The organism is Adhaeribacter arboris (assembly GCF_003023845.1).
Lineage (GTDB): Bacteria > Bacteroidota > Bacteroidia > Cytophagales > Hymenobacteraceae > Adhaeribacter > Adhaeribacter arboris.
Genome location: NZ_PYFT01000001.1, coordinates 2,411,925 through 2,435,048 on the forward strand (window position 1 = coordinate 2,411,925; position 23,124 = coordinate 2,435,048).

The 23,124-nt window shown below is 43.5% G+C and carries 14 protein-coding genes; 4 read left to right on the forward strand and 10 right to left on the reverse strand.

All coding sequences use genetic code 11. From position 1 onward, the window contains the following. Positions 1-315 precede the first annotated feature (315 nt). The 4 genes from AHMF7605_RS09860 (at position 316) to AHMF7605_RS09875 (ending at position 5,110) form a co-directional block, all read left to right on the forward strand. Complete coding sequence (locus tag AHMF7605_RS09860) at positions 316-981, forward strand: hypothetical protein (protein WP_106928793.1); 666 nt, start codon at positions 316-318, stop codon at positions 979-981. 351 nt (positions 982-1,332) lie between these two features. After that, entirely contained in the window at positions 1,333-3,399 is a 2,067-nt protein-coding gene (locus tag AHMF7605_RS09865; protein ID WP_106928795.1) for a tetratricopeptide repeat protein, read from the forward strand. A gap of 6 nt (positions 3,400-3,405) precedes the next feature. Beyond that, positions 3,406-4,155, forward strand: a complete 750-nt coding sequence (locus tag AHMF7605_RS09870) for a LytR/AlgR family response regulator transcription factor (protein ID WP_106928797.1) — start codon at positions 3,406-3,408, stop codon at positions 4,153-4,155. Between the two features lie 445 nt (positions 4,156-4,600). Further along, positions 4,601-5,110: a VOC family protein gene (locus tag AHMF7605_RS09875; RefSeq protein ID WP_106928799.1), complete on the forward strand. Its 510-nt coding sequence runs from the start codon at positions 4,601-4,603 to the stop codon at positions 5,108-5,110. A 66-nt stretch (positions 5,111-5,176) separates the two neighbouring features. Here AHMF7605_RS09875 and AHMF7605_RS09880 read toward each other — a convergent pair whose 3' ends face one another. The 10 genes from AHMF7605_RS09880 to AHMF7605_RS09925 form a co-directional block, all read right to left on the reverse strand. Next, positions 5,177-6,346 (reverse strand): glycoside hydrolase family 5 protein, encoded by a 1,170-nt coding sequence (locus AHMF7605_RS09880; RefSeq protein WP_199200217.1) that lies wholly within the window; start codon positions 6,344-6,346, stop codon positions 5,177-5,179. 287 nt (positions 6,347-6,633) lie between these two features. Beyond that, positions 6,634-8,271, reverse strand: a complete 1,638-nt coding sequence (locus AHMF7605_RS09885) for an alpha-amylase (RefSeq protein WP_106928801.1) — start codon at positions 8,269-8,271, stop codon at positions 6,634-6,636. A gap of 268 nt (positions 8,272-8,539) precedes the next feature. Further along, on the reverse strand, positions 8,540-9,052 hold the full coding sequence (locus AHMF7605_RS09890; RefSeq protein WP_106928803.1) for a hypothetical protein: 513 nt from the start codon (positions 9,050-9,052) through the stop codon (positions 8,540-8,542). A 12-nt stretch (positions 9,053-9,064) separates the two neighbouring features. Beyond that, positions 9,065-10,219, reverse strand: coding sequence for a zinc-dependent alcohol dehydrogenase (locus tag AHMF7605_RS09895; protein ID WP_106928805.1), 1,155 nt, complete (start codon positions 10,217-10,219; stop codon positions 9,065-9,067). A 991-nt stretch (positions 10,220-11,210) separates the two neighbouring features. Beyond that, a complete protein-coding gene (locus AHMF7605_RS09900) occupies positions 11,211-12,692 on the reverse strand; it encodes a glutamate synthase subunit beta (RefSeq protein ID WP_106928807.1) in 1,482 nt (493 codons plus the stop codon). Then, complete coding sequence (gltB, locus tag AHMF7605_RS09905) at positions 12,685-17,238, reverse strand: glutamate synthase large subunit (RefSeq protein WP_106928809.1); 4,554 nt, start codon at positions 17,236-17,238, stop codon at positions 12,685-12,687. The genes AHMF7605_RS09900 and gltB overlap by 8 nt, the downstream gene beginning before the upstream one ends. 605 nt (positions 17,239-17,843) lie before the next feature. Then, positions 17,844-18,671, reverse strand: a complete 828-nt coding sequence (locus tag AHMF7605_RS09910) for a purine-nucleoside phosphorylase (RefSeq protein WP_106928811.1) — start codon at positions 18,669-18,671, stop codon at positions 17,844-17,846. Between the two features lie 82 nt (positions 18,672-18,753). Further along, complete coding sequence (locus AHMF7605_RS09915; RefSeq protein WP_106928813.1) at positions 18,754-19,632, reverse strand: restriction endonuclease; 879 nt, start codon at positions 19,630-19,632, stop codon at positions 18,754-18,756. Positions 19,633-19,680: 48 nt separating this feature from the next. After that, entirely contained in the window at positions 19,681-21,444 is a 1,764-nt protein-coding gene (gene sppA, locus AHMF7605_RS09920) for a signal peptide peptidase SppA (RefSeq protein ID WP_106928816.1), read from the reverse strand. 146 nt (positions 21,445-21,590) lie between these two features. Then, on the reverse strand, positions 21,591-22,862 hold the full coding sequence (locus AHMF7605_RS09925; RefSeq protein ID WP_199200218.1) for a replication-associated recombination protein A: 1,272 nt from the start codon (positions 22,860-22,862) through the stop codon (positions 21,591-21,593). Positions 22,863-23,124: the final 262 nt, after the last annotated feature.

Here is a 23,124-nt window from a genome sequence, read left to right on the forward strand (position 1 = left end):
AGAGCCCAACGGCTATTAGTGAAATAAAGCGAAGATTTAAGTTCTACCGGCTCAACTTGTTTCTCCTATCCAATGCACGAGTAACTATTGGCTAGGAGTATTGCCCCCGATTATTTTTAAACTGTTCTTTTTTTAAGGCGACGCGCTCTAAAATGAACAGTCTGCTTCTACGACCTGACGAAAACTAAAAGCCAGTTAAAAAACAAATTCCGCCGCCTGTGGAGTAAAAGCTACCAACTACGCATTACTCTTTGCTTGTTTTTACTCGTTTCCGCACCTTTCCTTTACCTTTTATCAATCCTTAATTATAAACTTATGAACCGTACAACATTTTATCTGCTACTCTTCCTGTTACTAGTAGCCTGGAGCTGCGAAAAAGAAGGGGACGATTTCCGTTCCTCCGCTCAACCCCCACCCTCTCCCGCCTTAGAAGCCGCGTCCGCTACTAGTCAGTCCGCCACTTCAACCCACATGCACGAATTGGCGCTCCAGGTAATAAATTATAACTATGATGACGCGATTTATCCTATTAACCTGGCGCAGGTAACCGGAGTAAACAAACAACAGTTTGTCAATTGGTTGAAAACCACCCGGTCGGCAACTGCCCAAGCGCAACTGTTACCGCTACTTAACCACCCGGCTACGGAATATGTCTTGCTTGAAAACGTTCAACTACGCTCTACCGGCAAGCTGGCAACAGTTGGATTAATTGGAGTACCCTCTCCGCTTGCCGGGCAATTTGCGAGGGCCGTTACAATAGTAGAACAATCCGGTAGTTATGGTAGCGTTCCCGTAAAGTTATGCATTGGTAAAAAGTGTTCCCCCTTTTACCAGTGCATTACCTGGGTAAGAGTAATCAAGGCAGGTACGGAATGTCCTGCCAATCAGTGCGAAAATAATCAGTCTTGCGTGCTCAGCGCGGCTCCTCCCGGCACGACCATTGGATTTGTAGCGTTAAAAGATGCTATCGCGCAGTTTTAAGGCCAGTACGTAGTTTTAAATTTAAGTTATACTGCGAACCAGGCAAAAAAAATAGCCGCCCAATCCCGAAATTAAATATTCGTCTCTGACTGTGGCTCTACCAAGGCTAGAGCTGAAGCTTTAGGAAGAGGTACAATAAGCAAATATTAAATCCTTATTAAAGCCGAAAAATCGCCGGTAAATTATGGCAAAAAAGCCCATGTGGCTAAAGCTTTTTTAAAGCGGTATTAGCCTAATCTCTTATCCTAATTACCTGATAATCTTTTAGTATTTTCTTCCATTAATGCTTACCTTGATGTAAGGTTACTTTGTTACGTACTTAACCGAGTGGTTACCTGTCACGGTACAGTTATGGAACCTCGTCGTTTTTTATTTTCTCTTATTTTGGTACTATGGCTACTTAACCTGCCTTTTTGTTGCTGGGTAGTAAAAGCAGTTCCAGTAAAGAAAGCTCAATCTTTGCAACAAGTATCGCCCTTGGCCCAAGCCGAGGTAGACAGCTTAAAAGCACTTTTATCTATTACAAATAAAGAAGCCGCTAAAATAGATATGTACGGGCAGCTATGCTTTACCTATGCCAGCACCATTGGTAACTTAGATTTAGCTTACCAGTATGCTGATAGTATTCAAATAGTTGCCAGCCACTTAAAAAGCAAAGCGGGTGTGGCTGCCGCGCATTATTATTACGGCATGCTGGCCCGCTTTAATGGAAAATTCACCGAAGCTATTCAGCACTTAAATCAGTACCTGAACTTTTGCCAGACAAGCCAGGATTCGGTTGGACAAGCTAATGGCTTATTTCAATTGGCAGTGGTACATCATGAATTAGGCAATTATGACAAAAGCCTGGAAATTAGCTACCGGGCTAAAAAGTTATACGAAAAGCGGGGGAATTTCTTCGGGGTGGCGCGGGTATGCATGAATATTGGCAACTTATTTACGTCCGTGAAAAAGTGGGAAGATGCCATTCTCATGTACAATCAGTCCTTAACTAACTTTAACCGCCTAAAGCCTGACCTAAACGCCAAGATGGGTAAATTAAGGGTTTTGGTAAACTTAGGAAATGCCTACACCGAAACCAAACAATATAATAGAGCCCGGAATTTTTACAAACAGTCGCTCCGAATCAGCTATGCTATTGGCTCGAAGCGCACCGCCGCCACCACACTAAGTAATATTGGCGAAGTATTTAGTGCTTTAAAACAATACGATAGCGCTTTGGTGTATCATCGCCGGGCCTTAACCATCCGGGAACAGGCCTCGCAGAAAGATAAGTTGGGGGCTAATTTAATTCTGGTGGGAGAAACGTATTTATTTTTGAAAGATTATTCACAAGCAACGCATTACCTGCAAAGGGCCTTGCAATTGGGGAACGAGTTTGGCGCTAAACCCATCTTACGAGATGCTTATTTAAAACTATCGGGACTGTATTCCGGGCAGCAAAATTTTGAGAAAGCTCTTGCCTACCACCAGCTATACGCGGCTTTAAAAGATAGCGTGTTGAACGAAGAAACCACTAAGCAACTCAGCGAATTGCAAACGAAATACGAAACCGAGGAAAAAGACAAACAAATAGCTATTCTGGCGAAAGAGAAACTGGTACAGCAAAAAGAAGCCCAACGGCAAGCGCTGCAACAAAAAGCCTTGGTAGGCGGAATAGTACTAGTTAGCGTTATTGGTTTATTACTGATTTTTCTGCTGCGGCAACGGCTGAAAAATCAAAAAATATTAATGGCCAAGAACCAGGAGATTAAAGAATCCAATTTAAAGCGCCAGATGAGTGAGCTGGAAATGAAAGCTTTGCGGGCGCAAATGAATCCGCATTTTATCTTTAATTGCATGAACTCGATTAACCGACTGATTCTGGATGGCGATGCCGATTGTGCTTCGCGCTACCTCGTGAAACTTTCAAAATTAATCCGGTTGATTCTGGAAAATTCCGAAAAAACGTCGGTATCCCTGGAAAATGAGTTAACCATGCTCGACGCTTATTTGCAATTAGAAAGCCTGCGTTTTAAAGGCCGGATTGGGTATGAGTTCCGGGTAGAAGATGCCATTGACCAGGAAAATACGTTTCTACCCCCTATGGTGCTGCAACCCTTTGTTGAAAACGCCATTTGGCACGGATTAATGCACAAAGAAAAAAACGAACCCGGTTTTATTCGCATCAGCATCGAGGAAAAAGCCGATAGGCTAACCTGCGTAATCGAAGACAATGGGGTGGGCCGGGAAATGGCCACCATTCTGGAGAAAAAATCAATTATTGGTCGTAAGTCCATGGGCTTGCAAATAACCGAAGAACGGCTAAGATTATTGAATAAAGATAAATCGGGTGAGTTAATTCACATAACGGATTTAAAAAATTCGCTTAATCAGGCTGTAGGCACCCGGGTGGACATTGACGTTCCGTTAGGCTAAAAAGGAATGATACGAGCTATTATAATTGATGATGAAGTAGACGCCCGGGAAGCTCTGAGAATGACTTTGGCAAAATATTGCCCGGACGTAACTATTCTCCGCTGCTGCGAAACTCCCCCACTAGGCTTGGAAGCTATTGAAATACTAGAACCCGATTTAGTTTTTCTGGATGTACAAATGCCCGGCATGTCGGGCTTTGACCTGCTGCAACAAATTAAGAAAATTAACTTTGCCGTTATCTTTGTTACCGCCTTCGACCGCTACGCCATTAAAGCTATCAAATTCAGCGCTTTGGATTACTTACTTAAGCCCGTGGATGTGGATGATCTTATGCAGGCGGTACAAAAAGTAAAAGCCCAAGCCTTATTATCCCGCCCTCCTTATCATTACCAATCGGCCCTGAATAATAGCCAACACACCTCCGGAAAAATTGAAAAACTGGCGGTTCCTACCCACGATGGCATTGATTTTTACCTGACAGATGATATTATTTATTGCCAGGCCGACGGAAGTTACACTACTTTGTTTTTAAAAGGCAAACCCAAGCAACTCGTCTGTAAGAAACTTATTGATTTTGAAAATTTACTCACCGAATCCGGCTTTTGCCGGGTCCACCATTCTTCTCTCATCAACTTAAAGCATATCCTCAAATACGTAAAAGGCGAAGGTGGCTACGTCATCCTGACCGATAACCACCACGTAGACATTTCCCGCCGGAAAAAAGAAGAATTCCTGCAATTACTAGATCGCCTTTAACAAGATACTAGATGTTAGATATTAGATGTTAAACCCGCTTCTATTTTATTATTGTAGGCCGGCATAGTATAGCCCTAACTTTAACCATAAATTTTTTACTAAACTTTTTACTGATACTCAATAGAAATAAGGAAGAGGTATCTTTATTATTACTTCTATTCATTACAAATCAGTTAGCCAAGAAAAATTAACATCTATTTGGGGGTGGAGGGCCCTCTAAGGTTCCGATCCCGACAGGTGTCGGAATTCCGACGTGTAGGAGCGTGCTGCGCACGTTCCATCCCGGAAAAGCCAACCGAGGTCTGCCAACCAGTAAGCAAACTAGTTAACAGAAGCTTTAGGCAAATCTCTAATTTGGCGCAAACACCCCGCTAATTGTCGTTTTTGTACTCCTGGATTATGAGCTAGTTTCTTCATCTTTGTTTAAACAAAACGCTGAAATATTATGGAAATCAACCAAAGTAACCGCCAAAAAATCACCCCTTTTTTATGGTTCGATAATCAAGCTGAAGAAGCCATGCTTTTTTACACTTCTATTTTTAAAGATTCTAAAATTAACAGTGTTGTTCGTTACGGCGACGCCGGACCGGGTCCGAAAGGTACCGTCATGACGGCTTCTTTTACCCTGGCCGGACAAGAATTTACGGCTTTAAACGGGGGACCAAGTTTTAAATTTACCGAAGCCATTTCGTTTGTAGTAAACTGCGAAACGCAGGAAAAAATCGACGATATGTGGGAAAAACTAACCGCTGGCGGCGAAGAAAGCCGTTGCGGCTGGCTGAAAGACAAATACGGGTTATCGTGGCAAATTGTACCTCCTGTTTTACTCCAGTTGCTGCAAGACGAGGACCCTCAAAAAGCAAAACGGGTAATGGAAGCCATGATGCAAATGAAAAAAATTAATATACCCGCGTTAAAACAAGCAGCAGAACAAGCTTATTCCGTAGCCGAATAAATCTAAAATGTAAATTTTTTAGAAAAGCTACCGCTCGGGCATCCCCGCCAGGCGGTAGCTTTTCCGTTATTTTTGGGCGCTTACGTCTTTACCCGTTAAAATCTGAATCATCTCGGTTTGGTAATTTTCGCCCTGGTTGTTCGTGAAGCCAAAGCCGCCCCCTTTATAATCCCAATTAGCCCAGGCAATGTTGTTTTTCTCTAAGGTCGTAACCATATCCTGGTACCAGCGCAAGCGGTCGGCTTGGGGCGTGGTATTTAGAGCGCCCCACTCTCCACAGTATAATTGTAAGCCGTGCTTACGGGCAAAATCTAAGGGTTTTTGAAAATCCTGCTGCAATTTTTCGGCGTTATATACCGTTTTCACGTGGCTCTTCTCGTAATTAGAAACTAGGCTGGCTATGTCGGCGGGTAAGGCCGCCAATTCTTCGTCGGTCACGGTGCGTCCCGGGTAATGTACTGGTCCGTTGTATTTTGCGGTTTTGGTCCAACTGGCTTGGTAGTGCGTGAGCAGAAAAGGCAGATAATAATGAAAGCTTAACAGAATATTTTTATCCTTGGCGGGTATCCGAAGCTTATCAAATTCCTCGTGCGATTGCCACCGGTTAGAGCCTACTACAATTATCCGGTTAGGCTCATTCTTCCGGATGACCTTTATTGCTTTTTCGACAATTTTATTCCAGTCTTCCGGATTATCCGCTACGGGTTCGTTCATTAATTCGTAAGCTACCTGCGTAACCGGGTATTTTTTCATTTCGGCCGAAAGGTCGCGCCAGCACTGGTAAAAACGTTCTTGCGCTGCCGCTTGGGTAAAGAGTGGCTTTTCGGTGGCATCGAAATAATGAGAACGCAAAATATGCAGGTCCACAACGGTTTTTAATTTATACTTCTGACACCATTGTAAAGCATTGTGCAAAAGAACAAATGCTTCGGGTTCTTTCTGACCCGCTTCCTTCCACATTTGCATTTCATCAATCGGCAACCGGATATGATCAAAACCCAGGGCAGCAATATTGGCTACATCTTTCTCCGTAAAAAAAGCTTTCCGCTCGGCTCCTACCCTGGTACTCTGCGACAACCAATGGCTGATATTGGTACCGCGTTTTATAGGAAATGATGTCGGGCTAGGAGTTTTCGTTTGCGCTCCCACTTCTATCGTACTAAAAATAAAAAAGCACAGCCAGGATAATAACAGGAAACTTGACTCAATATTTCGGTTATAAAGAAATTTTCTCATAAATCAGGTTTATACAATTTGAGGCATATAAGAAACTAATTTTAGGAAAGGAAAACAAGGAAATAACCAGAATCCGACAGCTCCGGAACATAAAATTAAAGTTTAAAGAGTGCATTAACTAATACCAAATAGTGTTTATTAGCAATCCTAGCAGCATCCTAAAAGGGCAGCAAACCCGGCAGGTTTTGAAAATTTGCCGGGTTTTATCCGTAGCCATTATGGCAGTTAATTAATGCGATTGGCTATATCATTAGCTTTAGCTGCCTTAACCAAAATTCCTGAAAAAATTAATCGAGTTGAGTACCTTCTTCCAGCCAAATACTCACTGAACCGCCATCGGCCGGAAAATTGCCCCAGCCTTCTGCATCCGTCCATAATTCTTGGGCTTTGTCGCCGTATTGTTCATAGCGATTATTTACCACCAGAAAGCCGCCGGGTGTCCATTTTATGGTAGCTAAGTGATAAAATTGTTTATTTGTCCGGCCAGTATTTACGTTTATGGCCTTCACTTTATTAAAACTGTTGTTGATTACCGTAACCATGGCGCCTTTTGCTCTGGGTACAAAACCCACCCGCACCCAACCCGCTACGTTGGCCTCGGCAGAATAGCGCTCCTCTCCTAAGGCAAATTGTTGCCGGAGTTTAAGTAATAATTCCAGGTAGTTTTTTCCGGAAGGTTGCCCCTGGTGATCGCCGGTGGTTACGGAGCCATAAAGATCCGGAAAAAATACGCACGGATAGCCGGCCTGCCGGAGCAAAATAAAAGCATAGCCTAGCGGTTTAAACCATTCTTTTACGTGCGAATCTACTTGGCGGCCATATTCATAATCATGGTTTTCGACAAAAGTTACCGCCATCGTGGGTTGTTCGACCATTAAGATACCGTAATTCAATTCCCGAAGATCAAAAAGTTCTCCTTTCCAACTAGCCTCCCTAAATTTAAACCGCAAGGGAAAATCGAATAAAGTAATGGTTTGCGGAAAACTATCCGGTGCTGACATGATAGAGATATATTCATGCAAGTATTTGGTTTCGCTGGCAATATATTCTGCCACGGCAAATAATTTTTTCTGCGTTTTTGCCCGTACGTGTCCGAGCCACTCCCGCACGTAATTGCCGCTAATATGTTTTACTGCGTCCAGTCTTACCCCATCCAGGTTAAGCTCTTTCACCAGCCACTCGCCCCAATACTTCATTTCTTCCCGCACATCGTAGCGGCCAAAATCTATGTCACTACTCGTCAGGTAATCGTAATTTCCTTTTTCTAAAGAAACCCATCGTTCAAAATTCTTGCAGGGAGGATCGTAGCCGGGTTCGTTACACAAATACCGGTAAATATATCCGCGGCTATCTTTTGGGAAAGAATTACCGTTCTGGCGGATTTCTACTACCGTATCTACGCTATCAAAATGTTTTACCCGCCATTTAAAAGCAGAATACTTATCGCCGCGGGTGCTGTTCTGAAATATGGTATAGGCCCGGATATCTATTTTGCCTTCTTCAAAACCATTGCCCCAGCGTTCATAAGCACGATTTTCCGGTTCTACCCGGATGGCTTCCCAGAATTCGCCATCAGCTTCGCCCCCGCTTTTATGATTTAATACCACATCGGCGTAAACCTGAATACCCGCATTATGCAGGGCGGTAATGGCTTCGAGTAGTTGCGTTTTGTCGCCGTATTTTGTAGCTATTTGGGGTCTGCCTTTTATATTAAATTCACCCAGATCAAAATGGTCGTACACATCATACCCCACGCTGTTTTTGCCTTCGGCTTTGTAAGGCGGCGGAATCCAAACAGCATAAATGCCGCTGCGACTTAAATAAGCCGCTTCATCTTTCAAAAACTCCCATAGATTCCGGCCATTGCTTTCCGGGAAAGTTTTGTCTAAAAAATAATGAAAGCCCTGAAACATCACTCCGTTCATGCTAATTGATATGGGGTAAGGAAAAGGTTAAAAGGAAAAGGTTTGCGCTGGACAAAATACTTCTACTTAAGGCAAAGTTTCTAAATACATTAAAAATACTTTTTGGGAATTTATTTTTGGCTTTCAGGCTTCAACCTTAAAAGTAGCAAATTGGCAGAGATTCTGATTTCTTTTTCTATTAAGTAGTGCCGTGATTTTTCGATTAAAATAAAAAAGTCATGGATAACGTCCATGACTTTTTTATTTCTATTTAAAAACAAGAACAAGATTAATCATCGTCCTCGTCATAATCATCTTCGTTCTTTTTGCTTAGCAACACTACTACCCCAGCTACTAAAGCCGCGGCCACGGCAAATTTGGTCAGTAAGCCTACTTTATCGTGTTTCCACTCGGCTTTATAGCCTTTTTCCTCAAAAATATTGGGTACGTGGCCGTGTTTCATGTCATCAATAATACCTTCTACTACGTTAACGCGGTCGGCCAGAATGAGAGGAAGCCAATGCAGGTAACTGTTCTCGCTGTATTTAAAAGCAAACCGGCGAATCACCCCGCTTAATCCGGAAGGCGGAGAAGCGGTACCAAAAACCGCCGATATATTAGGACGTTCTATGGAGTGGAGAATTTCTACATCCACGGGTTGTTGCGTCGGTCGCTCCCAACTGTAACCCGATTGTTCCGCATCGGTACGGTGCGGCTTCATGGGGTAAGTAGGATCGTTTTGCGGATCGGCATCTATGCCCCATCCTTTTATATGCGAATAATCTTTTTTTAAATGTTCCATAGTTATTATACTTTACATTCTGGCTGATGGTGGGATTAAAACCGGTTTAATGCAATTATCTAATTTGGCGGAGAACAAGCGGTAGCCATCGGCTACTTCTTCTAACGGAATCCGGTGGGTAATTAAGGCTTTCGGGTTTAAAATTCCGTTTTGAACGTGTTCGATCAAGCGGGGTAATAAACGTTTTACCGATGCTTGGTTCGCCCGGATAGTTAAGCCTTTATTCAGCACGTTACCAATAGGCACCAGATTATCCGTTGGGCCATAAACGCCTACAATCGAAACAATTCCGCCTTTTTTAACCGAGTTAATGGCCCAGTGCAAAGCAGTAGCCGAACCCGCCTGCATTAAAGTTTTACGCCCGGTAATGGTTTGCATGGTATTACCGGCCGCTTCGGCACCTACGGCATCAATTACGACGTCGGCGCCCATCCAATCGGTGGTCTTTTTTATAAATACTACCGGGTCTTCCATTTCTCTGAAGTTGTAGGCCTCGCATTGCGCGTAATTCCGGACAAACTCCAAACGATAATCCACATGGTCAATTACGATCACCCGGCCGGCGCCAAACAACCAGGAACATTTGGCGGCCATAATACCCACCGGACCGGCCCCAAATACCACTACCGTATCACCGGGCTGAATACCGCCCATTTCGGCGGCCTGGTAACCCGTAGGTACCACGTCGGTTAACAGAACAGCATCATCCGGGTCCATACCTTCCGGAATTACGGTGGGGCCCACGTTGGCGTAAGGCACCCGCACGTACTCTGCCTGCCCGCCATGGAATCCACCTGCCGTATGCGAATAGCCAAAAATACCGCCTACTGCCGTCGCCATTGGGTTAGATTCGTGACAGTTACCAAACAAACCTTGTTTACAAAAATGGCATCTGCCGCAGGCGATATTAAAGGGTACGAGTACATGATCGCCCACTTTCAGTTTCGTTACTTCCGAACCTATTTCTTCTACTACCCCAATAAACTCGTGACCAAAAGTAGTACCCACACGGGTGTCGGGTACGTTGCCATTGTATAAATGTAAATCTGACCCGCAAATACAAGAACGGGTAACCCGAACAATTGCATCCTCGGGGTGCTTAATTTCGGGCATTGGTTTCTGACTGACACGGACCCGCTTAGGTCCCCGGTAATCCATTGCTAGCATAAAAGTCGTTTTAATTAAATTAAATAAGACATAGTTTTTGTTCTAAAGCACTTTTTAGTAGCACTTTAGTTGTTTCCAAATCCGGAACAGCCTTCTTGATTACTTATTTAATCGTTTAAAGGTTTAGCTGGCAATAGAATAAAATATGTTGACTTGTAGAGATAACCTCCCATTTAGGTTAGTTAAAGCATACTTCTTTCTATATTATCAGACTCTAAAAAATTCAGAATTCGAGTTCGCATCCGTTGTACCCTTTAACGGTAGTTTTGTCATTATTCGGTATATATTCAGGCAACCAACCCGTTTCTCCCCAGTAAAAATTAAGAGGATTATAAGATTATAAATTGAGTAGGCAGGAAGAAAAGAAAACGAAATACTGAATTTTGGCTTATTTGTATGGGACGCAGCGAAACCAAGTCGGCAAGAAAATTAAGATCTAAAAAAGCGATTACCTTAAAAATAACTAATTACCCCTGCGCCCCGAAAAAGACCTGGATATTCTTTTGCGAAATATAGGCGATGCCCGAGTATTATTCAGGGGAAATAATTTTAATATATGGCCGTAGAAAGCAAGTGGGTAGATTCTTATAGAGTAAACCAGTTTGTAAAAGGTAGTTCCAAAGACACAGGCCGCAACAATAGCCTTACTGGAAAATTACAACACTAGCAGTACCGTGCTTACCGATGGCAGAACTGTAACGACTTTTTAGATAAGCTCTTCCTAACTTCAACACCACCGAAATGGGCATCTGGTCAGGCCTTAATCATCGAACAGAAAAAAAATTTTAACTTACACCAAATCGCCCGAATCAACTGCCATAACGTCGGCGGATAAAACCCGACAGGTTTCCAAAACAGGATTGTCTGTGGTGCATTTCGCCGGCAGTAAATACTTTTGGGTACTACTTAAAATTTGGTATAATTAGCTTAGCCCATAAAACAAAAAGGCTTTCGGTTAATCCGAAAGCCTTTTAAACAATTTTAAAATATTTTATACTAAAGTGGCCGTATTCAGCATAGAGATATCACGCGCTTCTAACTTTGTAGAACCAGTCAGGAAAATATCAATGTTACGGGCAGCTTCCCGACCTTCCGAAATTGCCCAAACTACTAAGGATTGTCCGCGGCGCATATCGCCGGCAGTAAATACTTTTGGTACGGATGTCTGAAAATTATCGGCGGCTTTTACATTTCCGCGGTCGTCGAGTTCAACGCCTAACTCCTGAATCATACCATTGTGCTGCGGATGCACGAAGCCAATCGCCAACAAAGCCAGTTCACAAGGAATAATGCGTTCTGACCCGGTTACTTCCTGGAATTTTGGTTTTTCTCCGGGAGCCGAAGTTACCCAATCCATCTGCGCCATTTTCAGGCTTACTAAGTTACCATTTTCATCCCCAATAAATTCTTTGGTGGTTAATGCCCAGTTCCGGTCACAACCTTCTTCGTGGGAAGTGGAAGTACGCAATTGCATGGGCCAGTTTGGCCACGGCGTAGAAGTATCCCGATCTTGCGGTGGCTTAGCCAACACTTCAATTTGCGTAATAGATTTAGCCCGGTGGCGATTAGAAGTTCCTACACAGTCGGAACCCGTATCACCCCCACCAATTACTACCACGTTCTTACCCGTCGCCCAAATTTCTTCTTCCGGCGCAAATTCTTTTCCGCTTATCCGGCCGTTCTGCTGAGTTAAGAACTCCATGGCAAAATGCACTCCTTTTAAGTTACGGCCCGGAATAGATAAGTCGCGGGGAACAGTGGAACCTCCGGTTAAAAGTATAGCATCGAACGAGCGCATTACATCGGCTACTTTAATGTTTTCACCTACGTTGGCGTTCGTTTTAAATACTACCCCTTCGTCTTCCATTACTTTCAAGCGGCGCTCTACTACCCATTTTTCCAGTTTAAAATCCGGAATACCATAACGCAGTAAACCACCTACTTTATCGGCTCGTTCAAAAACTGTTACCGAATGGCCGGCAGCATTCAGTTGAGCTGCGGCCGCTAATCCAGCGGGACCAGAACCAATTACAGCTACTTTTTTTCCGGTACGGACGGGCGGTTCTTTGGCACGGACGTATCCTCTTTCAAAAGCTACCTCGGCAATGTTCTTCTCAATTTCCTCAATGGCTACCGGCGGTTTATTGATGCCTAATACACAAGCGGCTTCGCAAGGGGCCGGGCAAATCCGGCCGGTGAACTCCGGAAAATTGTTCGTAGAAAATAATATTTCGGCGGCTAGTTCCCAGTTTTGCTCGTACACCGCATCGTTGAAATCCGGAATAATATTACCCAGCGGGCAACCGCTGTGGCAAAAAGGTACGCCACAATCCATGCAGCGAGCGGCCTGGGTTTGTACTTTATCTTCGCCGAAAGGCTCGTATAGCTCGTTATAATCGTTGACCCGAAGTTTAGGGTCTCTTTTTTTCGGCAGCTCTCTGCCAAATTCCATAAATCCAGTTGGCTTACCCATTTACTGCTACCTCCATATTTCCTACTTCTACTTCTTGTACTAGCTTGCGATTTTGCAGTACCAGTTTGTAGTCGGTTGGCATAACTTTAACAAATTGTTTTACAGTATTTTCCCAGTTACCCAGCAAAGCGGCGGCTACATCGCTGCCGGTAAATTGCTGGTGGTTTGAAATTAAGCGGTGTAATTCGTTTAAATCTTCTTCTTCTAAAGGTTCAAATTCCACCATTTCCATGTTGCAACGGCCGGCAAATTGTTGGTTAGGGTCGAATACATACGCCACACCGCCGCTCATACCCGCGGCAAAGTTGCGACCAGTATCGCCTAAAATAACTGCCACCCCGCCTGTCATGTATTCGCAACCGTGATCGCCTACGCCTTCCACTACGGCTTTTACCCCGGAATTACGGACGCAGAAACGCTCACCCGCTTGTCCGCGAATGTACGCTTCGCCGGCAGTAGCACCGTAGAAGGCTACGTTACCCGCAATAATATTTTCGTTGGCATTAAAACGAGCAGCTTTCGGTGGGTATAAAATTAACTGTCCCCCGGATAAACCTTTGCCGAAGTAATCGTTCGCTTCCCCTTCGAGTTCAAAGCGAATACCTGGCGCCCCAAAAGCGCCAAAACTTTGACCGGCCGAACCAATAAATTTAAAGTGAATAGTATCGGCTGGCAGACCTACGCCTTTAAACTTCTTCGAAATTTCATGCGACAGCATAGTTCCTGTGGCCCGATCCGTATTGGTAATTCTAAACTCACCGGTTACTTTATCGGCATTTTCCAAAGCTGGTTTAGCGGCTTCAATCAAGTCTACATCCAATACCGCATCCAGCATGTGTTCTTGTTCTTCTTGTTTGTAGATACCTACCTCCGGACCAACTTTCTCTTTATACAATACCCGGCTCAGGTCAATAGATTGGTGCTTCCAGTTAGTGATGTTATCGCGCATTTCCAGCACATCTACCTGACCTATCATTTCATTTACTGTCCGGAAACCTAACTCTGCCATAATTTCGCGGATCTCCTCAGCCAGGAAGTGAAATAAATTAACCACGTGTTCCGGCTTGCCGGTAAATAAAGCCCGCAATTCTTTGTTCTGAGTAGCCACTCCTACCGGACAGGTATTTAAATGGCATTTTCGCATCATAATACAGCCGGAAGTAATTAAGGCCGCTGTGGCTACCCCCCATTCTTCGGCTCCTAATAAAGCGGCAATTACTAAATCCCGACCGGTTTTCATCTGACCATCGGCTTGCAGCACAATACGACTACGTAGCTTATTCCGGACTAAAGTTTGATGCGCTTCGGCAACTCCTAATTCCCAAGGCAAACCAGCATGCTTGATAGAGGAAATAGGAGAAGCACCCGTACCACCATCAAAACCGGAAATCAATACGACGTCCGAGAAAGCTTTGGCCACTCCGGCTGCTACCGTTCCTACCCCCGCTTCCGAAACCAGTTTCACGTTAATCCGGGCTTTTGGATTCGAATTTTTCAGGTCGAAAATCAGCTGGGCTAAATCTTCGATGGAGTAAATATCGTGGTGCGGTGGCGGCGAAATTAAACCTACGCCCGGCGTAGAATGACGAACCCGACCAATCCAATCGTCCACTTTATGCCCGGGTAATTGACCCCCTTCCCCTGGTTTTGCTCCTTGGGCCATTTTAATCTGTAACTCGTCGGCGTTAGTTAAATAGTAACTGGTTACGCCAAAACGGCCGGAAGCTACTTGTTTTATAGCCGAACGTTCCCAATCGCCGTTAGGCTTCCGTTCAAAGCGGATTTCGTCTTCGCCTCCTTCGCCGCAATTGCTCTTACCGCCAATGCGGTTCATGGCAATGGCTAAAGTAGTGTGCGCCTCGTGCGAGATGGAACCAAAGGACATTGCCCCGGTAGCAAACCGTTTAAATATACTTTCAACCGGCTCTACTTCGCTTAACGGAACAGATTTACCGGTATTTTTAAATTTAATTAAACTCCGCAGCGTAGCAGCCTTTATACTTTGCTCATTTACCAGACTCGAGTACTTCTTAAATACCTGATAATCGTTGGTTTTAGTAGCGTGCTGCAGTAAATGAATGGTTTGCGGATTAAACAAATGGAACTCACCCCGGCGCTTCCATTGGTAAATACCCCCTACTTCCAGCTTTGGATTAGGAATAAATTTCTCCGGGTAAGCTAAGCGGTGTTTCACTAAAGCTTCTTTGGCAATTCCCTCCAAAGTTAAACCACCAATCCGCGAAACCGTACGCGGAAAATATTTATCAATCACTTCCTGGCTGATACCTAAAGCCTCAAATATTTGGGCGCCCTGGTACGATTGCAGCGTCGAAATACCCATTTTAGAGAAAACTTTCAACAACCCATCGCTGATAGCTTTGATGTAGTTGTAAAACATTTTATCCTGGGTTAAATCCGATTTTATTACACCATTTGCCCGCATTTGCACAATGGTTTCGAAAGCCAAATACGGGTTAACCGCCGAAGCACCGTAACTGATAAGAGTAGCAAAATGATGTACTTCCCAGGCATCGCCGGCTTCTACCACTATCCCTACCTTACCCCGTAAACCTTTTCGCATTAAATGGTGGTGTACGGCTGCAGTAGCCAGTAAAGTGGGAATGGGCGCATGGCTACTATCTAAGCTGCGGTCGGACAAAAGAATAATAGAGAAACCATCTTCCACGGCATCGGCCGCGTACTGGCAAATTCGCTTTAAAGCGCGTTCCAGCGAATCCGCTTGGCCATCGGCTTTGAAATAAGTATAAATTGTTTTCGTCTGGAAATAAGACTGATCCAGAAAACGTAATTTTTCGAGTTCGTTATTTGTTAGTACCGGCGTATGCAGTTCTACCTGACGGCAATGCAGCGGACTTTCATCCAGCAAGTTTAATCCGCCGCCCACGTACGATACCAAAGACATAACCATCCGCTCCCGGATCGGGTCGATGGGTGGGTTGGTTACCTGGGCAAATAATTGCTTGAAATAGCTCGATAAATGCTGGCTTTGATCGGATAAAATCGCTAATGGCGTATCGGTACCCATAGAGCCGAGCGGCTCTTTGCCCGTTTCGGCCATTTCGGCAATAATCGTTTGTAAATCTTCGGAAGTATATCCAAATGCCTGCTGACGCTTTAACAAGGCCTGCTGGCCCGGCTGATGAAAAGCACCGAGCGGCTCCGGCAAATCCTTGATTTTCATTTTATTTTTCAGCCATTCTTTGTATGGCTTACGCGTGCAGATATCGCGTTTTAATTCTTCATCGGAAATAATACGGCCTTGCTCTAAATCGGCGATGAACATTTTACCGGGCTGCAAACGACCTTTTTTTACTATTTTAGCCGGGTCTACTTCTAATACCCCGGCTTCCGAGGCCATAATAATTTTGTCGTCGCTGGTAACTAAATAACGCGACGGGCGCAAACCGTTACGGTCTAAGGTGGCGCCAACAATTTTACCATCCGTGAAGGAGATAGAAGCCGGACCATCCCACGGCTCCATTAAAGCCGCGTGGTATTCGTAAAAGGCCCGCTTATCTTCGTCCATGTCTTTGTTGCCGTCCCAAGCTTCCGGAATAAGCATCATCATAACGTGGGGCAGCGAACGACCCGCCAGAACAAGCAATTCCACCACGTTATCTAAATTGGCGGAGTCGGACTGGGTTGGATCACAAATAGGCAGGATCATATCCAGTTCTTCGCGGGTGAAATACTTCGACGAAAGAACTGCCTCATTCGCTCCCATCCAGTTAATATTTCCTTTTACGGTATTAATCTCGCCGTTGTGGGCGATATACCGGAACGGCTGAGCTAAACGGAAAGCCGGGAAAGTATTGGTTGAAAAACGGGAATGCACTACTGCCAGAGCAGTACACACGTTTTTATGGTGTAAATCCGGGAAATACGATCGAACCTGAGAAGTGGTAAACTGGCCTTTGTAGGCTATTGTTTTATAAGATAAGCACGCAATATGGAAGGCATTATTTACATCGGGCATTTGCACTGATTCGCGCACCAGCCGAGTGGTATAGTTTCGCAGAATAAATAATTTGCGCTCAAAGTCTTCGGGAGTGGTTACATGATCCGGGCGTTTTATGAAAACGTGCTCCATCTCTGGTTCTACCGCTAAGGCACTAGGACCAATTTCGCCGTTATACGTAGGTACTTGGCGGTAACCTAATAGCTGCATACCGAGTTTTTCGATATTGCGGTTAAAAATAGCCCGGCATTCTTCGCGTAAGCGTTCATCTTGCGGGAAAAATACCAGACCCACGCCATATTGGCCAAAAGGCGGCAATTTTATACCTAATTTCACGCATTCATCCACGAAAAACTCATGCGGGATCTGAATTAAAATACCGGCCCCATCGCCCGTATTTTTTTCGCAACCGCAAGCGCCGCGGTGTTCCATGCGGGCTAGCATGTGCAGCGCTTCTTCTACAATTTCGTGCGATTTTCTTCCTTTTAAATGAGCCACAAAGCCGATACCGCACGAGTCGTGCTCGAACTGGGGATCGTACAAACCGGTGTTATTTTGGTCAGACATGTAATACCTAATTTAAATATAGTGCAATAACTAATCTGTTTCTTGTATATTTTTTTCATTAACCCTTGGTTCCCTTGTAGTTACATACAAGATGAATTTTTCGATAATATATAGCAACTTTACTATCCGAGTGGAGTTATCTGAACAGTACATTTATGTTATTGGAACCTTAAACTAACTATAAAAATACTGAAACAAAAATTTTAAAATAATTTACTTTAAATGAAATGGGTAAATAATCGAATAATTTTCAGGAATTTTCTAAACGATTTGCAAAATTAGCTATTAAAACCGCCTTAAATTAAACAAATCGATTTTTAAGAGGATGCTTTTTGAATTTTTTTAAAATTTTCAACAATCTTGTACTTTCCCGCAGAATCCGTGGTATATTTTTACTTAATGTGAATATAATTTGCTTTAAGTAGCTGGTATGTGTTATTATTTAATACAATAGAAGTGAGTAAACAGTTTAACAATTAACCTGCATTCCAGGATTTATTATTTTCTACTGGTAGCCCTTGTAATAAGTTTTAGGTTATAGGAATTTTGACATAAAAACAGCGGAAGAGTTCCGCCTTTTTACGTCAGAAAATGTATCATCCTACTTATTCAACGGGTGGATCTTGCAATTTTATTAATTCTTTTATCAGAAGTGTCAGATTAGGTTCTGCCTGAGCGGCAGCTTCCAGAATATCTAATAGAATAACTTTTTTAATTCTGCCGGGCACGCACATATCCGTAATCACGGAAACAGCAAAACAAGGTAATCCCATGTGGCGGGCCGCAATTATTTCCGGAACCGTAGACATGCCTACCGCATCTGCCCCAATAAGTGTTAAATACCGGTATTCGGCTTTGGTCTCGAGCATCGGGCCCGGTACGCTCACGTAAACTCCGGTTTTAACGGGCAGGTTATGTACGACAGCAATTTGCCGGGCTTGTTGAACCATTACGGGATCATACACCTCACTCATATCCGGAAACCGCGGCCCTAGCGCTTCTTTATTCGGACCGATAAGTGGATTGGTGGGTTGCAGATTGATATGATCGGTAATTACCATTAAGTCGCTGGTGTTAAAATCCAGATTCAAGCCTCCGGCCGCATTCGAAACAAATAATTTTTGAATGCCCAGCATTTTCATCACCCGCACGGGAAATACCACTTGCTCCATGGTATAACCTTCGTAATAATGAAACCGGCCTTGCATGACTATTACCGGTCGATCGGCCAGTTGTCCAAAAATCAACTTACCCGAATGACTCTCCACGGTAGAAACCGGAAAATGCGGAATTTCATCGTAGGAAATGCTGTACTGGATATCAATATCGTTTACCAAGGCGCCCAATCCCGTACCTAAAATAATACCGTAAGCCGGCACAAAACTATTGGTTTGCTGAATCAGGTAATCGGTGGCATCCTGAAGTCGTTGCATGGGTTTTAGTTGGAAGGTTAAAAAGTTTTAAGGTTGGGAAGTTACAATCTTAAAGTTCATTGATACGATAAGCAAAATTTTTTTACAAATGCAAGAACCAATCATGTTGTACGTCGACATTTTCAATAAATTTTGTTTCGACTCCGAGTCTAAATTCTTTAAGTTTTTCACAAAGTAATTCGCCATCAATTAAGTCTATTGGTGGTGCTCCGTCCCGTGTAGCTTCCTTTGTTGCATCTCGGGTAAATGTTCCAGTTGTAATGAAAAGCCCTTTATCTGCTCGACCTTGCATAGCTCCTCTAAAGTCTCTAATTTGACTAGGAGTAATAGTGCCACGATAACGCTTACATTGAAAAATAACATGGAAGCTTAAAAAGCCGCTAAGCTTTACAATTCCTTTTCCATCAATCCCACCATCTCCAGATTTTCCGGTTACTTCAACCTGTACAAATCCACTTTCACGAAGAAGCCTTTGTGCCAATCTTTCAAAAGCATCTGGAGAAATGCTAAAAAGGGTATTTAATAATTCTTCCTTCCAGTTAGTTGTTTCTTCAACTTGTTCAAGTATATCGGCTTCTGTTTCAGTTTCAGGTTTTATCTTTTTTGGTTCGGCTGATTTATGTTGGTCTCTTACATTCTTTACAATCTCATTGGCATCTAATTTAGAAATATCTAACTCGCTTTTAGTTAATGCCCAAACACCTCTAGCTGAGTTTTCGATAAGTCCATATTTTTTGAGATATGTCCTTGACCAAGCCAAACGATAATCTACTTCGTTTAATAGCCCATTTTCGTTATGAAGTATTTGTAGAGCATCCTCAGAAATATTTGCTATTTGATACACGTTTTCGCTGATTTCTTCAATTGTTCCAGAACCGCCAAGTTTTTTAAGTGCTTTCAATGTTGGAATAATTAATTCATCAAATGTTGGCAAATTTTTATTCTGTCTTTTTCTTGCCATTTGTAGTTTCTATATATCAAAGGTTACAGCTTGGTATATCCTTAACATCTATTGCACTTTTAATTCGAATGGCAACCGGGCTTGAATGCCTTGCAGGCGGGATACTTTTTGCAGTTGTTCGAAATAAGGATACATCTCGCCGAGCTCCGCACGTAAGCTACGGGTTCTTACTTCTTTGTTTACGTCACCCATCCATTCATCGAGGAAGGAGCGTTGCGCCGGCAGTTTTTTAAGCCGGTAATTAGTACCCAATTTCGCGCGGGCGGCCGCAATTTTTACCGCTTCTTCTAAACCGCCCAATACATCCACCAATCCTCGTTCTTTGGCTTCTATCCCTGACCAAACCCGGCCGGAGGCAATTTTCCTTAATTCGTCTAGCGGCATATCGCGGCCTTTGGCCGCTTTGGTAGTAAAGTCGGTGTAAATTTTTTCTACTTCCCGCTGAATAATTCGTTTTTCAAAATTGGTCATTTGGCGGGTAACGGTGGGTAAATCCGAAAATTTACCGGTTTTAACGCGGTCCAGGGTAATGCCCAGTTTATCGTTCAAGAAACCCTGGAAATTAGGAATAACCCCAAAAACCCCGATGCTGCCGGTAATGGTATTAGGCTGCGCCACAATGGTATCGCAAGCCATGGCAATATAATAACCACCCGAAGCCGCATAATCCGACATAGAAGCAATGACTGGTTTTTCTTTGCGAGCCAGCATTACTTCGCGCCAGATTACATCCGAAGCCATCGCACTACCGCCCGGTGAGTTAACCCGAATAACAATCGCCTTAATTGCTTTGTCTTTCCTAGCTTTCCTGATTTCGCTGGCAAACTTGGTTCCCCCAATTGATTCGTCGTCCCCTTCACCGTTCACAATGTCGCCGGAAGCGTAGATTACCGCAATGCGGTTTTTAGAACTTCCCGATTCAGATGTTCCGGCAACTTTGCGGTATTTCTTTAAAGTTACCAAGGTCATTTTAGCATCTTCCTTTAAACCGGAACGCTTTTTCATGTAGTCCAGAGCTTCGTCGTAATAACCTACGTTGGTAATTAAACCGTACTTAAGCGCATCTTCCGGACTATGCACCAACATCGAATCCGAAATAAGTTTTAAATCCGCCACCGTTTTTTGGCGCGATTTTGCCACGTTCTGCAAATAATAGTCGTTCAGGGAATTTAAAAAAGAAGTTACCTGCAACCGGTTGGGCTCACTCATTTTATCCAGAAATAAGGGCTCTACCGCACTTTTATACTCGCCTACTTTAAAAATATTTACGTCGATATTTAGCTTTTCGAGCATGCCTTTAAAGAACATCGTTTCGGCGTTTAACCCGTTTAACTCAAAAGCACCCTGCGGATTTAAATACATTTTATCGGCTACCGAAACCAGGTAGTAAGCTTTTTCGGAGCAGATATCGTTGTAGGCCACAATAAATTTTTTAGATTGTTTAAAATCAACTAACTCTTTGCGGATTTCTTCGAGAGTAGCCATACCGGCATCTACCATCTCTACGTTCAGGAAAATTCCTCGGACTTTCTCGTCGTTTTTTGCTTTCCGGATAGCCGCCTTTATTTCATCCAGACCGTAGCTACCGGCTCCTACCCCAAACGGAATACCTAAATCATCAAAAGGATCTTTGGGTTGACGCTCGGTTATTGGTTGATCTAACTTAAGTTCCAGAACAGAATTTTTATTAATAACAACTTCTTCGGAAGAAGCGGTAGAAGCAGCAATACCAATAATAATCAGAAAAGAAATGAGGAAGAATAAAAATAAGCCAACAATAGTGGCAAGAGTAAATTTAAAAAATTGTGCCATACTTTTAACATTTAAAAACGGCGTTTTGCCGACATCAATACCGGCTCAAGCTACTAATAGTTTAAGTAAAAAGATAGTTTTGCCTAAAATATTCGTGGTTCTGTTAAACCGGCCAGGTTTCGAAAACCTGGCGCATATAGAGTAAGCTAATACCCGTACTTATCGCCCCACATGTTGTGCAGGATTTTGCGGGTTTCGTTTTCGCGGGGATTATTGCCGGGTTCGTAAAAAACTTTGCCTTTGATTTCGTCGGGTAAAAACTCCTGCGCCACAAAATTGTGGGCGTAATCGTGGGCATATTTATAGCTTTCGCCGCAGCCAATTTCTTTCATCAGTTTAGTGGGCGCATTCCGTAGATGCAGCGGCACCGGCAAAGCGCCGTTCTTCCGGACGTGCTCCTGAGCCGCCCAAATAGCCAGGTAAGTAGAATTACTTTTAGGCGAAGTAGCCAGAAAAACGGCCGTTTGCGACAAAATAAGGCTGCTCTCGGGATAACCGATAACATTAACCGCTTGAAAACAAGCGTTCGCCATTAATAAGGCATTAGGATTAGCATTACCAATATCTTCGGAAGCTAGAATAAGCATGCGCCGGGCAATAAACTTAGGGTCTTCGCCTCCTTCAATCATGCGCGCCAGCCAGTACAGCGCCGCATTCGGGTCAGAACCCCGCATGGATTTAATAAAAGCCGAAATAATATCGTAATGGTTCTCCCCGGATTTATCGTAGAGCACAATATTCTGCTGCGCAATTTCTTTAACTTTTTCGTCGGTTATAACTACCTCTTGGTTTGGAGTAGCTTCTACCACAATATCCAGCAAGTTTAGCAGTTTGCGGGCATCACCGCCCGAAATAGTTAATAAAGCCTCGTATTGCTCCACTACTATGTTTTTCTTCCGTAAGTATTCGTCTTCGTGGATGGCTTTATTCACTAAATCTACTAATTCATCTTTGCCTAGCGGTTGTAAAATATACACCTGTGTCCGCGACAATAAAGCAGAAATAACTTCAAAAGACGGATTTTCGGTAGTAGCGCCAATCAGGGTGATAATTCCTTTTTCTACGGCTCCTAATAAAGCATCCTGCTGCGATTTATTAAACCGGTGAATTTCATCGATGAACAATACCGTGCCCGCTCTTTTTTTTGCCTGATCAATTACTTCCCGAATATCTTTTACCCCCGAGTTAATCGCACTTAGCGCCACAAAAGGCTGCTTTAACTGGGCGGCAATAATATTGGCCAGGGTAGTTTTACCCACGCCGGGTGGTCCCCACAAAATCATCGACGGAATCATACCCGATTCCAGGTAGCGGCGCAATACTCCATTCGGTCCCACCAAATGCTGCTGGCCGGCAAACTGATCCAGAGAATGCGGGCGCATTCTTTCGGCTAAGGGTATTTTAGCTGTATTTATCATTTTTTAGGTAATACGTTTTAAGTGGTACGTTTTACGACTTTTAAGTAGCAGAACAGCATCCGTTATTAAAAAACGGTTTTGTTCTTCCTCCTTAAATAAAAGAAGTTACTATTTGCGTTTAAAAAATCATTATTCTGGTGACGCGAAAAACAAGATGGTTTCCCCTAATTTTAACTTTATACAAGTTAGTCCTGGATTTTCTGAAATATTTTATCCGCAACCGTAAATCTTTTTTAACCGAAAGTAAGGAACAAATTAAATC